This window comes from Verrucomicrobiota bacterium (assembly GCA_016871495.1).
Classification (GTDB): Bacteria; Verrucomicrobiota; Verrucomicrobiia; order Limisphaerales; family VHDF01; genus VHDF01.
The window spans coordinates 1-14,595 of the sequence record VHDF01000034.1 but is presented as its reverse complement, the minus strand read 5'-3'; the positions used below and the strand labels follow the sequence as shown (position 1 = coordinate 14,595).

Annotated in this window: 12 protein-coding genes and 1 tRNA gene; 5 read left to right on the top strand and 8 right to left on the bottom strand. The window is 60.3% G+C overall.

All coding sequences use genetic code 11. From position 1 onward, the window contains the following. Nucleotides 1-301 precede the first annotated feature (301 nt). The gene (locus FJ404_09540) at nt 302-901 is read left to right on the top strand and encodes a hypothetical protein (protein MBM3823112.1); all 600 of its coding nucleotides are present in this window, start codon (nt 302-304) and stop codon (nt 899-901) included. 210 nt (nt 902-1,111) lie between these two features. On the opposite strand, the gene rlmN is transcribed toward FJ404_09540, so the two are convergent. Further along, complete coding sequence (gene rlmN / locus FJ404_09535; GenBank protein ID MBM3823111.1) at nt 1,112-2,260, bottom strand: 23S rRNA (adenine(2503)-C(2))-methyltransferase RlmN; 1,149 nt, start codon at nt 2,258-2,260, stop codon at nt 1,112-1,114. Between the two features lie 178 nt (nt 2,261-2,438). Beyond that, nucleotides 2,439-2,515 (bottom strand) — tRNA-Arg (locus FJ404_09530). Here FJ404_09530 and rplU point away from each other — a divergent pair. The 3 genes from rplU (at nt 2,512) to obgE (ending at nt 4,501) form a co-directional block, all read left to right on the top strand. Then, complete coding sequence (rplU, locus tag FJ404_09525) at nt 2,512-2,937, top strand: 50S ribosomal protein L21 (GenBank protein ID MBM3823110.1); 426 nt, start codon at nt 2,512-2,514, stop codon at nt 2,935-2,937. The genes FJ404_09530 and rplU overlap by 4 nt on opposite strands. A 34-nt stretch (nt 2,938-2,971) precedes the next feature. Continuing rightward, nucleotides 2,972-3,229, top strand: a complete 258-nt coding sequence (locus FJ404_09520) for a 50S ribosomal protein L27 (GenBank protein ID MBM3823109.1) — start codon at nt 2,972-2,974, stop codon at nt 3,227-3,229. Between the two features lie 78 nt (nt 3,230-3,307). Continuing rightward, on the top strand, nt 3,308-4,501 hold the full coding sequence (gene obgE, locus FJ404_09515; protein ID MBM3823108.1) for a GTPase ObgE: 1,194 nt from the start codon (nt 3,308-3,310) through the stop codon (nt 4,499-4,501). Between the two features lie 27 nt (nt 4,502-4,528). On the opposite strand, the gene FJ404_09510 is transcribed toward obgE, so the two are convergent. From FJ404_09510 to FJ404_09495, 4 genes are read right to left on the bottom strand one after another with little or no spacing between them, the layout of a single operon-like run. After that, the gene (locus FJ404_09510) at nt 4,529-8,095 is read right to left on the bottom strand and encodes a DEAD/DEAH box helicase (GenBank protein MBM3823107.1); all 3,567 of its coding nucleotides are present in this window, start codon (nt 8,093-8,095) and stop codon (nt 4,529-4,531) included. After that, a complete protein-coding gene (locus tag FJ404_09505; GenBank protein ID MBM3823106.1) occupies nt 8,092-9,645 on the bottom strand; it encodes a UbiD family decarboxylase in 1,554 nt (517 codons plus the stop codon). The genes FJ404_09510 and FJ404_09505 overlap by 4 nt, the downstream gene beginning before the upstream one ends. Before the next feature lie 10 nt (nt 9,646-9,655). Then, a complete protein-coding gene (locus FJ404_09500; GenBank protein MBM3823105.1) occupies nt 9,656-10,222 on the bottom strand; it encodes an orotate phosphoribosyltransferase in 567 nt (188 codons plus the stop codon). A 12-nt stretch (nt 10,223-10,234) separates the two neighbouring features. After that, entirely contained in the window at nt 10,235-11,290 is a 1,056-nt protein-coding gene (locus FJ404_09495) for a DUF4380 domain-containing protein (GenBank protein ID MBM3823104.1), read from the bottom strand. Between the two features lie 210 nt (nt 11,291-11,500). Here FJ404_09495 and FJ404_09490 point away from each other — a divergent pair, with 210 nt between their 5' ends. After that, nucleotides 11,501-13,075 carry a citramalate synthase gene (locus FJ404_09490; GenBank protein ID MBM3823103.1) on the top strand — a complete coding sequence of 525 codons (1,575 nt, stop codon included), beginning with the start codon at nt 11,501-11,503 and terminating at the stop codon, nt 13,073-13,075. 267 nt (nt 13,076-13,342) lie between these two features. On the opposite strand, the gene FJ404_09485 is transcribed toward FJ404_09490, so the two are convergent. Then, nucleotides 13,343-14,347: a transposase family protein gene (locus FJ404_09485; GenBank protein ID MBM3823102.1), complete on the bottom strand. Its 1,005-nt coding sequence runs from the start codon at nt 14,345-14,347 to the stop codon at nt 13,343-13,345. Nucleotides 14,348-14,365: 18 nt separating this feature from the next. Further along, nucleotides 14,366-14,512: a helix-turn-helix domain-containing protein gene (locus tag FJ404_09480; GenBank protein MBM3823101.1), complete on the bottom strand. Its 147-nt coding sequence runs from the start codon at nt 14,510-14,512 to the stop codon at nt 14,366-14,368. Nucleotides 14,513-14,595: the final 83 nt, after the last annotated feature.

Below are 14,595 nucleotides of genomic sequence, written 5' to 3'. Positions count from 1 at the left end.
GATGGTAGGCCGCGTGCCCTCACGCGGCACACGGTCGCGGATTCAAGCTCAGGATGAATGATCCGGGCTAAACGCCGCGCCCCACAGTCGGTCGGGCCGAGTTCCAGGGTTGCGACCACTTCGTTCAGAATCCCGAAGAACCCGGTTCGCTCACCCAAGCTGCTCCCATCACAAGAGATACACCCAATCAACTCTTTTTCCCAGAAGTCTCGACTTCGTCACCGGATCGTCACCCGAACCTGGGAAAACTAAGACGAGTCGAATCATCGGGAACCCAGTTCCCGGCAAAGAAAGGCCTATCGTGAAAAACATCAACACCCCTTTGGACTACGCTCGCGGAACCCATTCGGATGCCATGCTTCACCTCCTTCAGGCCGATGCGTGGGCTCTCGTAACGAGGGCGGGACTCTTTCACGCCCGGAGTTCCGTCGTGGGCGCCCCTGAGTTCTGTTCAACCCGAATAAGGTTCCGTTCACTTCTCTCCATCCTCACGATGGCCTACGCGCGGGGCATCTATCCGTCAGAAGAAATCGAGGAACTGTGCACCAAGGCTCCCATGTGGCGGGCCTGGTGCGACGGCAAACCAACAAGCGCAGGAGATTTGTCTCGATTTCGCCGAGCAGCCCGCCCTGCCCTTCGCGAAACCCTCGCCCAAGTGTTGGAAGATTCCATCCGAGCCAAGAGAACCATGGAGGATTTCTTCCCTCAGCTCACCCACACGCGCGGCATCGAGACCGTGGATTGGAGGGATTCCGCCTGTTGGAGAACTTCGCTCCCGGCGCGCGGAGAAGTTCACAGATCGGACCCTCTGAACTCGGCAGCCGATCTCGACTACCGCGCAATGGCCGAGGAACGCATCCAACGCGCGATCTTCGCCGACTGCATGAATGGCGATTGGTAGAGCGCCAGCCGTGCGGACACGACCTGACCTTCGGATCAGAAGCCCGCGACGGCCAAGGCTTGCGCATCCTTGTGAGGAGGGCGGGCGAAACTGGCACCTCCGAAAAGAATGCTCCCGATACGCTCCAAGTCATGGTTCGCAAACGGAAACCATTCTTCCCACCTCCGCCTCATCTACCGCCAAGCGGGCTCAACCTGATTCCACGCCAGGTCAGGAGTTCTGAGCCTCGTTCTTTTCCTCTCCGCTCTCGGCCTGAGCCTTCTCGACGCGCAATCGCAACTGCCCGCACGCGGCGTCGATATCGTGCCCCTTCTCCCGCCGGAGCGTGGCCGTAACGCCACCTTCTCTGAGCCGACTCAGGAAAGCCTCTTGTTCAGGCTCCTCGGGCCGTTCCCACGGCAGTCCTTCGACTCGGTTGTAAGGAATGAGATTGACCTTGGCCTTCAGCTTGAAGGCCAGTTCGCCGAGCGCCTTGGCATCGCCCGGAGTGTCGTTGATGCCGGCCAGCAAGATGTATTCAAAAGTAATCAGGCGAGACTTCGCTTCGCGAAAATAAGCGCAAGCCTCCATCAGCACCCCCAGCGGGTATTTCCGGTTGACAGGCATGATGCGGTTCCGGACCGGATCCGTCGCCCCGTGCAGCGAAATGGCCAGTTGGAATTGCTCAGGCTCGTTCGCCAACTGCCGGATTTGCGGCGCCAGACCGCTCGTGGAAACCGTGATCTTCCGCGCCCCCAATCCACCTCCCCACGAGGCATTGAGAATCCGCAAAGCCTGCATCAGTCGCTCGTAGTTGGCCAGCGGCTCGCCCATGCCCATGATCACGAGATTGCTCACCAGCCGTTCCTTCGCCTTCTCGATGAGCCCACCCTCCTTTCGCCGCTGGTCTTGATGCCAGCGCTCAACAGCATAAACCTGACCCACAATCTCCTCAGGCTCCAGATTCCGTTTCCACCCCTCCAGGCCGCTGGCGCAAAACCGGCATCCGTACGCGCAGCCGACTTGGGTCGAGACGCAAAGGGTATGCCGGTCGCTCGACTCGCCGTAAAGGGCCGGATTCGCCGGAATCAACACGCTCTCGATGAGCGACCCGTCCCGCAAACGCCAAAGAAATTTGCGGGTGGTATCCCCGGAACCCTGGACCGCCACCAACTCAAGGGGATGCAGGGAGAACGTTTCGGCCAATCGCTCGCGCAGTTCCCCAGGAACGTTCGTCATCTCATCCCAACTCGCCGCGCGAGCGCGATGGACCCACTGGGTGATTTGATCCGCCCGGTAGGTTGGATGCCCCCATTCCGACAGGGTCGCTGTCAGTTGTTGCGGAAAAATCGTTCGAATGTCCGGCCGCGAATTCGCCATCGCCCCTTAAGCTGATGCATCGCCCGTCGCGTCTTCAATCAAGTTCTCCTGCGTCTGCGTCTATTTTCCTCCTCGACCGTCTTCACCACCAAACCCGCCCGGCCGCGGAGCGGAGGCGATGGCGAAGGCGGCCTTTCGACCGCCTTCGCAGAATCAGCGTAAGTCGTTGATTCAAAACTGGTGCATCGGGCAGGACTCGAACCTGCAACCCTCTGATCCGAAGTCAGAAGCTCTATCCAATTGAGCTACCGATGCAACGCCAGAGGCGTTTTACCGGGAGGCGACGAGGGCGGAAAGAGAAAAACAAGAGGTTGACACGCCCGGGCTCGTTTGCTTGCATCTGCGTTCCCAAAATCAGGGTGACTATGTACGCAGTATTCGAAACCGGCGGTAAACAATATCGTGTCTCGGCAGGCGACCTCCTCGAAATCGAGCGGATCGAAGCCGAGGCGGGACAACCCTTCACCTTTGACCGCGTCTTGCTGGTCAATAAAGACGGCAACATCTCCGTGGGATCCCCCACCGTGGCGCAAGCCTCCATCGTCGCGGATGTGGTGGAACACAAACGCGGCGACAAGAAGCTCACATTCAAGATGAAGCGCCGCAAGGGTTACCACAAGACGATCGGACACCGGCAGGAACTTTCCGTCGTCCTCATCAAAGAAATCACGGGCTAAACCGTCGCACCACCCTTTTCCCTCACTTCAACTTATGGCACACAAGAAAGGCGGCGGCAGCGTTAAGAACGGACGCGACAGCGTCAGCAAAAGGCTTGGCGTCAAGGAATACGGCGGTCAATTCGTCACCGCAGGCAGCATTCTCGTGCGCCAGCGCGGGACGAAATTCACCGCCGGCCAGAATGTCGGCACCGGTCGGGACTGGACTCTGTTCGCGAAGACCGACGGCCACGTGAAATTCGAAAAGAACAGCAAACGCGTCAGTGTGATTCCCTCCACCGCCAACAACTAAGATTTGCCCACGGGCACCCGGGGCGCAAGGCGAGGTTCCTCAACCTCGCCTTTTTTCTTCACCCAACCCGTTTCCTTCGTGTTCATCGACGAGATCAAGATCTACGCGCGGGCCGGCCACGGCGGCAAGGGCTGCGTCGCCTTCCACCGAGAAGCCTTCGTGCCCAAAGGCGGCCCCAGCGGCGGCAATGGCGGACGCGGCGGCGACGTCATCTTGCAAGCGGATCACGACCTCAACAACCTCATCGAACAATACTACAAGCCCCGCCTCATCGCCCAAAATGGTGAAGCAGGCATGGGCAAAGGCATGGACGGCCACGCGGGAAAGGTCCTCCTCGTCAAAGTTCCATGCGGAACCGTCGTCTGGAAACTGCCTCGGGTCGCCTCCCCCCAAGACGAGGAGATTCCCAGCAAACCGGGACCTGAACCTGAAACTGAGGCCGAACCCACCCGCCCCACTCTGCTGAGCGCGACCGGCAGGCGGCCTGTCATGCGTTACTCAGGGCGCGAGCGCGCCCAGGAAATCGATCTCGAACAGGAGCCAGATCCCATCATTCCAGACGGAGGATCCGGGGAAAAGCAATGGGTGGCGGATTTGACAGAACATGGCCAGCAGTTTGTGCTCTGCCGGGGTGGCCGGGGAGGGTTGGGCAACCGCAATTTCGCGACCGCTCGCCGGCAAACTCCCCGCTTCGCCCAACCCGGAGAGCCGGGCGACGAAGGCGACTTTCAGCTCGAACTGCGCATCATGGCCGAGGTTGGACTCGTGGGCTTTCCCAACGCCGGCAAATCCACCCTCCTGACCGCGATCTCGCGCGCCCGCCCCAAGATCGCGCCGTATCCGTTCACCACGCTCCACCCCCAGATCGGCATCGTCGAATACGAGGATTACTGCCGGCTCACGGTGTGCGATGTGCCCGGTTTGATTGCCGGAGCGCACAAGAACGTCGGACTCGGCCACGCGTTCCTTCGCCACATCCAACGGTGCAAAGTCCTGGTCATTCTGCTCGACATGGCCGGAACCGATGGACGCGAACCTTGGCAGGATTATCGGGAATTGCTGGCGGAGCTCGAACTTTATGATCCCGCCTTGCTGCAGCGCCCGCGCTTGGTGGTCGCCAACAAGATGGATGAAGAGGTTGCGGAATCGAACCTGCGCAAGTTCAAGCGCCGTATTCCCAAAACGCCCGTGCTTCCGATCGCCGCGGCCTTCGACGAAGGCATCCCCCAGTTTAGGAAGGCGATTCGCGATTCCGTCGAAAACTGCGGTTAAGGCCGCCCGCCACTCCGGCCTGCGGCTTCAGGCCAGGAGAAATTGCAGATCTTCCATGGTCAAACTTTGGGCGAACTTTTCCTCACCCAGCAGATCGGAGGCGAGACTCGACTTCTGCTTCTGCAATTGCCGGATTTTTTCTTCGATGCTGTTCTTGATGAGCAGCCGGTAAGCAATAACCTTGGAACTCTGGCCGATCCGGTGCGTGCGGTCGATGGCCTGGTTCTCCACGGCGGGATTCCACCAGGGATCGAACAATACCACGTAACTCGCCGCGGTCAGATTCAATCCAAAGCCGCCCGCTTTGAGCGAAATCAGAAAAATGGCCGAACCCTCCGCGGCCTGGAAATCCCGGACCAGATCGCCGCGATCCTCCGTGCTCCCCGTCAGTTTGAAAGTGCGGTAGGCCTTTTCCTCAAAAGCCGTCTCCAGGAGATTCAGCATTCCGACGAACTGGGAAAACACGAGCACCTTGTGCCCTTCCTCCATGAGCGGTTCCAGCATGTCGAGCAGCGCGTTGAGTTTGGCGCTCTCATCCACCGCGCCTTCCTTGATGAGACCGACATGACAGCAGATTTGACGCAGCCGCAGAAGCGAAGTGAGAAAATGAAATCGTTCTTTGGCGAGTTGCTCGTCGGATTTCACCCCCAACAATCGCTGTTGCGCCAGTTTCAGTTCGGCTTGATACAGCCGCTTTTGCTCGCCCTCCAATTCGCAGAAGAGATCCTCTTCGATGCGGTCCGGCAAGTCCCGCGCCACTTGGCCCTTCGTGCGGCGAAGCAGGAAGGGGCGCACCCGCGCGGTGAGGCGTTGCCGCGCCAGTGGATCTCCCTTGGCGTCATACGTCCGCATGAATTGAGACCGGTTCCCCAGCGCCCCGGGCATGGCAAACGCCATCAAGCTCCACAAATCCAGCAGCCGATTTTCGATGGGGGTTCCAGAAAGGACGAGCCGATGCACCGCCTTTAACGCCCGCGACGCTTGCGCGGTCTTCGAATCCGGATTCTTGATGTTCTGCCCCTCATCCAGGATGACCACCGACCAGGCGATGCCGGCGACAAGTTCCGCCGTCATGCGCAACTGCACATAGTTGAGGATATGAAGGTCGGCGGAGCCTGCCTGCTCGGCCAACTGACCCACATCTGCGGCGGTCCACAACCGGACTCTCAATTCCGGGGTAAACTTGGCAGCCTCCGAACGCCAGTTGTCAGTCACGGACTTGGGGCAGACCACCAGGACGGGTCCGGACTCGTGCAACTCCTTGCGCAACCAGGCCAGCCAGGTCAGCGCCTGGAGTGTTTTCCCCAGGCCCATGTCATCAGCCAAGATTCCGCCAAAGCGGTTCGAGGCAAGATAGGCCAGAAAATGGTATCCATCGGTCTGGTAAGGCCTCAATTCAGCCTTCACAGCAGCCGGTTGATGGGGGGTGATCCGGGTTCGTATCTCAGAGGCCCGACGCTCGATCTTTTCAATTTGCGCGGCGGGCAGAAACTTTTTCGCCGCCTCATTGGCCAGTTGCAACGCATGCAGACGCTGAGGCTCGGAAGAGAGCTCGTGCGGACTCAATCCCAGCTTGGCGAGCTTCTCGTCCTCCTCGGGGGTCAGGTCATAAGCAAGCCGCCGCCACCCCTTCCCTTTCAAACGCACAAACGATCCCCTGGCATCCAACAGCGCCTTGATTTCCTCGGAAGTCAAATCCGTGGCTTTCGTATCCACCGTCACACGCAGATTGAACCAATCGACGCCGTCCTCCTCCACCTGCAGCTTCACGGTGGCCGAAACATCGCCCTCCACGATGGTCTTCAGCGGCTTGTCGAGTTTGAGAAGGATTTCCGGCGGCATCGACTTCACCCAGGCCGCGAACAGACCCGGAAAATTCTTCGTCACCCGGCACTTCGGCTTCTCCCCGTAGTAGGACGGGAACTTGACGCCAAGCATTTCCATCAGCTTGGGCACTCGATCCATCAGGCTTTGATCGACCACGCTCATGAGCAGATGGGAATGACTCGCCTTCTGGCTCTCTTTCAATTGCCACTGCCGCCCATCCCAATGTCCATGAAATTCAATCAAAGGGCTGGCCGCGGAGGCCGCGACGTCGAATTCGCAATACTCCGCGGACGAATAGACGTTGGGGGTGACCAGCCGGCAACCGATGGAAACCTTGGGCACAACCCGCTGAACGCGGGATTCCAAACGCTCCGGCATGACGCAACGCAACGTCGTCAAAAAACGCACCCCGCTCGGTGTCTCAATGATTTCCGAGGGAATGGCATTGGGTCCATCCGCCGCGAGCAGTCCGGCGGGGACCGGGGGCGAAGGGCGCACCGCATCGGACGAAACATAAAAACAACGCGTCTTGCCCACCACCGCCAGCGCGGGCGGCGGAGGCGCTCCCTCCGGGTCGAGCAATCGAAGTTGATAATCCCCGCCCCCCTCGGCGGGAGCAGTCACTTCCCAGCGCAACGGCTCCTCGATGAATTGAACCGGCTCACCCGAATCTCCCACAATGAACTCCGGCGGAGGCTTGATCCGGAATAAACGGCACAGGAATCCATGAGTCTCGGCATCCTGATACGTCAGCTTCACCCGCGGCTCCAACTTGTAACTCGCCAGGTAGGCGTCCACGAGTGGACGGCTCCATTCCTCCACCGCCAGTGCCCCATCCAACAGCGCTTCATCGAGACCGCGCAGGAAATCGAGTTTGCACCGGACGAACTTCTCCTGCCCGGCCACGCGGTGTTCGAGGCAGGCGGCATCGCGAGCCAGGATCAATCGGAATTCGTGCGTTTGAACGGTCTGCGCACTTCCATCTTCACTGTCCTCCACCAGTTCCGAAGTCGCGGCATCCAAACGCCGAAACCACACTCGAAGCTGCTTCTTTCGGTACCAACTCGAAGTCTCCGCTTCAATCTCGGGCGGAATCGGGATCCCTTTCAAAAACTCCGGAACCGGCTGCCGGTAGTTGCGCGCCGTGTAGGCCAGGAAATGCCAAAACTCCACCACGTGGGTCGCCGGCCGCGGACCAAATTCGCAATAGCCGTAGAGATCCGCCTCCAGCCTGATGCCCAATCGCGAAAGGCTCCAAGAATCAATGTGATTCGTGGATTTGTGGAATCTGAAAACGGTGTCCACATGCTGGCAAAAGGAAGACTCCTGCACCGTCAAAGGCCGGCCGAGAATCTCCGCGACGTACGTGCCAAACTTGATCTGAGAATCCGGGGCGAGCCGGCGCGGAATGGTTGCTTTCGCAGCCGGAGTCTCCTTTCGCCCGGGAACGGCCGAGGTGGCCTTGGCGGCAGCGGCTTTCGCGTCCAGGACGGTCAGGAATACCGCTCCGGCGTGCTTGCAATTCACCTTGCGGGCGCAATTACAGGCGGCTTTCCACCCCCCATCCGGCAGCGGCACAAGCGAACTCCGGTAGGGAGCTCCCCCGAGAACGTCCGCCGCCACCCCCTTACCATCCTCGATCAACTCGACCTTGGAAACTTTGGCGTGATCCACGAGGTAGCGCGCCTTGCGCAACACATGCTCGTCGAAGAGGCCCCGCGCCTTCTCTATGCCTCCGGACCACATTGTCACCATTGTTTTGCTCATGTTGTTCGACGGGCCAGTCCCGCCCACTGCAACCATTTGGATTCCACCGCTCGTTTCACGCGATCGTCCATCCGAATCAAGGGCGGCCACACGCGCGACTGTCCTTCACCGGCAAGCTTGCGTGTGGCGTCGAAGCCGAGCTTCGATCCCGCCCCCTCGACGGGCGTCGCATGATCAAGCACGTCCGCCGGCCCCCGCGTCATCAAGGTGTCGCGCTGCGGGTCGGTGTTCGCGCACAGGCGAAACAACACCTCCCGCGTGTCGTGAACATCGACGTCGTCATCCACCACCACCAAATACTTCGTGAACATCATCTGCCCCATGCCCCACAAGCCGTGCATGATCTTGTAGGACTGCATGGGATAAGTCTTCCGGATGGAAACAAAAACCAGGTTGTGAAAAACCCCCTCCGCCGGCAGCGCGATATCCACGATCTCCGGGAAATTCATGCGGAAGATCGGCAGGAAAAGCTTCACGCTCGCGCCTCCGATGTAAAAATCCTCCATGGGAGGGATTCCCACAATGGTGGCCGGATACACCGCGTCCCGCCGATGCGTGATCGCAGTCAGATGGAACACCGGGTAAGGCGACGGCAGCGTGTAATAACCCGTGTGGTCGCCGAACGGTCCCTCCTCCCGCAAGGGCTCGGCGGGATCGACGAAGCCCTCCAAGACCACGTCGGCGTTGGCAGGCACTTCCAGGTCGCACGTCAGGCATCGGACCAGCTCGATCGATTGCCGCCTCAAATAACCCGCCAGCAAAAACTCGTCCAGACCGTCCGGCAACGGAGCTGTCGCCGCGAACGGATAAACCGGATCGCCACCGAGAAAAACCGCCACCGGCATCTTCGTTCCAGAATCATAATAGCGGCGCCCATGGCGGGCGCCCACCTTCTGTAACTGCCAGTGCATGCCCGCGGAACAGGAATCATACACCTGCATGCGATACATCCCCACGTTCCGCTCCCCCGTGTCCGGATCCTGGGTCACCACGCATGGCAGCGTCACAAACCGGCCCCCGTCCAGCGGCCAGCACTTCAGAATCGGAAGATCAAGCAAGCTGGGACACTTCTCATCGGCCGCGCCTGCTCGATCCACGCCAGGCGCGGGCGGCCAGCGCTCGGCGCGCGCCGGAGTTTCGAAACGATGCACCACTTCCTGGCAAGGACCGGACTCAACCCGTTTCGGACGCGCATGTCGAAGATCGAACGCCAACCCCAGCAGCCTGGCCACATCGCGCCAACCCGTGGGCGGCTTGGCCTTGACGAGCGCCCCTAACTCCGCCGCCACGCTCTCCACCGAATCGGCCCCCAGCGCCAGGGCCATCCTCTTCCAGGATCCCATGGTGTTGATCGCAAGTGGAAAACCGGACACCTTTCCCTGAACCGTCGGCTTCTCGAACAACAAAGCACGCCCGCCGCCCGGCTTCTTCATCTCTCGATCGGCGATCTCCGTGATCTCCAACTCCGTGGCGGCAGGCTCGGAAATCCGGATGAGTTCCCCCGCCCGGTCGAGCGCCTCGACAAACTCCCCGTAGGATCGATAGGCCATGAATTGAACGCTACTTGCTGCCGGGCTTCACCGCCGGAATTGCCGCCAAATCAGGGGGGAGCGCGGCAGGATCAAATGTTTCCACCGCCAGCCGGATGAGAGAAAAAGTAGGAACCCCAAGATCCACCCGGCCATTCGAACGATCCACCAACATCGCCACTCCTGCCACCAACCCGCCAGCATTCCGCACAATGTCCATCGTCTCCCGCACCCGCCCCCCTTGGGTCACCACGTCCTCCACCACGAGGCAACGTTCGCCCTGCGCGATCTTGAAACTGCGGCGCAACACGAGTTTCCCCTCCTCCTTCTCCACAAAAATAAACCTCAATCCCAACTGACGCGCCACCTCTTGTCCAATCACAAGCCCTCCCATCGCCGGGGCGATCACCGTCACCGCCCCGGCCGAAGACGCGGACTGCGCCAGCGCGCGTCCGAATTGTTCCACCACCGGCATCCTCTGGAGCGCGAGCGCACATTGGAAGAACTGCCGGCTGTGCAGGCCGCTCCGCAGGACAAAGTGCCCGTCGAGCAAAGCGCCGCTTTCTCGAAACAAAGTCAAGGCTTCTTCAGGAGTCATGGACAACACCGTCTACCGCGAGGTTGAAAATCGAAAGGGTTCGACACGCTTGGCGGCCTTGCGCGCCTCCCGATGGCTGGTGACCGGCTCGTTCAATCGCACCAACGACCACTGTTCGGGAAAGACATAGGATTCCCCGGGCGCAAGCTGCTTTTCCGGACTCAGCGGCTCGAGTTCCGCCACCCGTTCGTCCCAGTAAAACTCCACCGAGTTGCCGCCGTCGGTGTAACGCCCGCCCGGTTCGTACGGAAACGACTTCACAAACAGCAAATTGCCTTTGACGTAAGCGATCCATCCCGCGTCGCTATCCGCCCCAATCTTAGTCGCCTCGCCTCGAGCCTCCACAATCAGCATGCCGTCCAATACCTTCGCGCGCGAACTGGCCGGTGTCACTCCGTCGTATTGCCAGCTTCCCGGCTTGCCCGTGCGGATCGACCATTTGGCCGGAAAACGGCTCTTGCGGTTCAAAGGGATGATGGCATAGCCGCCGTTGACGCAAAGGGTGCGATCCCACAAACAATACGAAACCGGAGTGGAGCCCGTGTTTTTGACCGTTTGAGTCACGCCCAGTCGTCCGGAATCAGGATCCATCGTGAATTCTTTCTCGAGCCGCAACCCCAACTCGCTTTCGGGCGGACTCGAAACCCGCACTTGATAAGGACTCGGGGAACTCGCGTGATAAACCCCCGCCCACAACTGGGGATGCGCAGAGATGCCCCGCAGTTCAGGTCCAATATCCAGTTGATATCCCCCGAAGGACCCGCGTTCCAGCGTGGCAAGAGTCTTCCCGCTCACGGTGGGATCCTCGAAAAGAATATTGTCTCCGGAGAAACCGTAGAAAAGAACCCTCCCCCCAATCTGAGGAATGACCACGGCAATCAAGTTCAAGTCTTCCGCGATCAAGTAATGCGCGCCTTCCCAATGCTGGTACGCGGCAACGCGGTGAGCTCCGGTGGCCGCCCGCGCCAATCCGGGAAGGATCAACCCAACCGCCCAACAAGCCAGCACGAGGGCCGGAAGCAACCGACCGCCCCGCGCGCCCAAATTCCTCTCTGCCAGGGATGACATGATGACGAACGCGCCCCATTCGTGCCATCCACCCGGCTGAGCACTCACTCGAAACCGGCGGGCGGCCACTGCATTCGGCGCGGAACGGGGGGGAGCTTTGCACGAAGCTGCCGAAAGACAAGCCGGGAACCCAACTCGATTGCCCGTTGCGTCCAACCCTCCTTTGACTTAGAAACGCCTGCCCGAAGCGCCCCGCGTTTTAGGGCTTTTATGAAACCGGATCTCGAAATCTACGACACCACCCTCCGCGACGGCAGCCAGGGCGAAGGCATCAATTTTTCCCTGGCGGACAAGCTTCGCATTGCCGAAAGACTCGATGGTTTCGGAATTCATACCATTGAAGGCGGCTGGCCGGGATCCAATCCCAAAGACCTGGAATTCTTCGCTCAGGCCAGCCGGCGCAAGTGGAAACAAGCGCGCATCGCCGCCTTTGGCTTTACCCGGCGCAAGGGCGTGCGCGTCGAGCAGGACGAACAAGTCCGGATGCTCCTCGACGCCCGTGCCCCGGTCATCACCATCGTCGGCAAGACCTGGCTCCTGCACGTCCTCGAAGTGCTGCGCGTCAAGCCGGACGAAAACCTCGCCATGATCGGCGACACGATCCGGTATCTCAAGGACCAGGGACGCACCGTGGTCTATGACGCGGAACATTCCTTCGACGGATTCAAAGACTCTCCGGATTACGCCCTGGCCACGTGGCAGGCGGCCGAGGAAGCCGGCGCCGACTGCGTCTGCTTGTGCGACTCGAACGGAGGCTGCCTTCCCTCCGAGATCGAGCGCATCACGCGGATCGCCCGGTCCAAACTCAACACGCGTGTGGGTATCCATACTCACGACGACATCGGACTCGGAGTGGCCAATGCCATTGCCGGTATCGAAGCTGGGGCCACGCAGGTCCAAGGCACCATCAACGGATTTGGCGAGCGAACCGGCAATTGCAGCCTCACCAGCGTCATTCCCATCGTTCATTACAAACTGAAGAAACTGGGGGTGCCGGCCAAATCCCTGCCGAAACTGCGCGAACTTTCCGAATTCGTGGATGAGATCGCAAACTTGCGGCACGACCCGCGCCGGCCCTGGGTCGGCCAAACTGCATTCGCCCACAAAGGCGGCATTCATGTCCACGCCATCGAGCGCGTGGCGCGCAGCTACGAACATATCGAACCCGAATCGGTGGGAAACACGCGCCGCGTCCTGGTCAGTGACATGTCCGGTCGCACGAACATCCTGGTCAAAGCCCAGGAACTCGGCTTCCCGCTCAAGGCGGATCAACCCGAACTCCGTGAAATCACCAGCCGCATCAAGGCGCTCGAGAGCCAGGGCTTTGAATACGAAGCCGCCGAGGCCTCGCTCGCGCTCCTGATCCGCGGCGTGCTGGAAAAAAATCCCGAACTCCTCTTCAGTGTCGATGCCTACCATGTCTCCACCCGCGGCTCCGTCAAAGACTCAATCTGCGAAGCCACAGTCAAAGTACGGGTCCGGGAAACCATACATCACACCGTTGCGGATGGCGACGGACCCGTCAATGCCTTGGATGGCGCATTGCGATCCGCTCTGGCCCGGTCCTTCCCCAAGCTCAAGGCCATTCATCTCATCGACTACAAAGTGCGCATTCTCGATGGTGTCGCCGGAACCGCTGCCAAAACGCGAGTCCTGATCACCAGCAGCGACGGACGCCGCGAATGGGGCACCGTCGGCGTCAGCGAGAACATCATCTCGGCCTCGCTCCAAGCCTTGGTGGACTCGATGGAATACGCCCTTCTGAACGGGAAGAGAGGGACCTGAGAAAGTCCTGATCCCCGAGATCTCTGTCCCCAAGGAATTCTTCCTCTCCCTGCGAAGCATGAGCGGGGAGAGGACCGAGAGGGGCTGCGGGCAAAGACATGGGTAACACTTTCTTCGCTTCATCCTTCCTGCGGGAGAGCGCCCTTCGGGCGGTGGAGCGTAGCGGTGAGTGCGACAGCACTCACCGCGCAGCGGAACCGCCCGAAGGGCGTGGCGTCCGCGCCGATCGGGAGTTTCCCATCTCAGTTTGTTCCGGACGCGTGGACGTCACCGGTGGCGTGCATACCGAGCTGGACGCATGCCGCCCACATCGCTCTCTCGCAATTCTCCAATCAGCAAACTGCCAAAGTAAACTGCCCAGTCCTTCCGGCCCGCCTTGAGCCCGACGCGATAGCCAACGAAGGCTTCCCCAATCAAGCGCTTTCGACCGCGCCACTTGATCTGCCCATTGCTCCTGACCTGACGAACAAGCCACTGCTGGGGATAGGTCACGACGGCGGTTCTTCGTTGTCGCACGCCGGGACGGTAAAAATCGGCCGGTGGTCTTTGCGCCAGTGCTTCGTGTGGGCGAATCTGATTGTAGACACGCAACCAGCGATCGATCCGGCGCTGCTGCGCGCGCCGAGTGTGCGATGGCGGGCGGGTCGTTTCCGCCTTCATCACTCGGTGCATTTGCTCGTGGGCCCCATTCTGTTCGGGGTGGCCTGGCGCAATGAACTCCAGCGAAATCCCCATTGCCGTCCACCAAACGCTCAATCGCGAAAGCCCTGCGGGACCGTTCGATCCAAACGGCCCCCCGTTGTCCACGCGGATCACCGCTGGATAGCCGTAGCGTCCAAAAAGACGCTGGAAGATTCGTCTCACGGGCTCCCACCTTTGGTCGGGCAACAACCGGATGCTCAGCACATAGCGGCTGTGCAGATCGCGGACCGTCAGCGGTTCCACCCGCTTTCCATCTTGCGTCCGAAACCACCCTTTGAAGTCCACGGTCCATACTGGGTTGTTCCGCTTGGCCACCGTCAACTTCCCACGCCGGATGGGGGGCCCGCTCCAGGAACGCCGACGAACACGGCGACTGAGCTTCAGCTTCTTGAGCCATCCTCCAATCGTCCGCGCCGCCGGAACGCCTTGCCCTTGGTACTGCCTGGCCAATCGAGCCCGCAGTTTGCGACTACCCCAGCTCCGATGACGTCGTCGCAACTGCCGAAGACGTTTCAACCACTCCGGGCTTGTTTGCTTGGGCGAGCGATGCGGACGGCGCGTTCGATCCATCAGTCCCCGCGCCCCCTCCTACTCGAAGCGCTGCTTCCATTTGTAGCCGCACTTGCGACTGATACCGAAAGACCGGCACAACCGCGACATGCTCTGTTGGGCCTTCAAGGCCAACTTCACAAACCGCATCCGTCGCGCCACCTGAGTAAAGATGTTCCATGTCACGCCCCCAAAAACGGCGGGAAATGAAACGAAAACTGTTACCCATGTCTATGCTCACTTTGTTACCCATGTCTTTGCCACGTGCC

Coding starts and splice junctions, on each gene's coding strand:
- rlmN (MBM3823111.1), bottom strand. CDS start 2,260: ATGGCGAATTCGCGGCCGGACATTCGAACGATTTTTCCGCAACAACTG.
- FJ404_09520 (MBM3823109.1), top strand. CDS start 2,972: ATGGCACACAAGAAAGGCGGCGGCAGCGTTAAGAACGGACGCGACAGC.
- FJ404_09510 (MBM3823107.1), bottom strand. CDS start 8,095: ATGAGCAAAACAATGGTGACAATGTGGTCCGGAGGCATAGAGAAGGCG.
- FJ404_09485 (MBM3823102.1), bottom strand. CDS start 14,347: ATGGATCGAACGCGCCGTCCGCATCGCTCGCCCAAGCAAACAAGCCCG.
- FJ404_09505 (MBM3823106.1), bottom strand. CDS start 9,645: ATGGCCTATCGATCCTACGGGGAGTTTGTCGAGGCGCTCGACCGGGCG.
- FJ404_09490 (MBM3823103.1), top strand. CDS start 11,501: ATGAAACCGGATCTCGAAATCTACGACACCACCCTCCGCGACGGCAGC.
- FJ404_09495 (MBM3823104.1), bottom strand. CDS start 11,290: ATGTCATCCCTGGCAGAGAGGAATTTGGGCGCGCGGGGCGGTCGGTTG.
- FJ404_09500 (MBM3823105.1), bottom strand. CDS start 10,222: ATGACTCCTGAAGAAGCCTTGACTTTGTTTCGAGAAAGCGGCGCTTTG.
- rplU (MBM3823110.1), top strand. CDS start 2,512: ATGCAACGCCAGAGGCGTTTTACCGGGAGGCGACGAGGGCGGAAAGAG.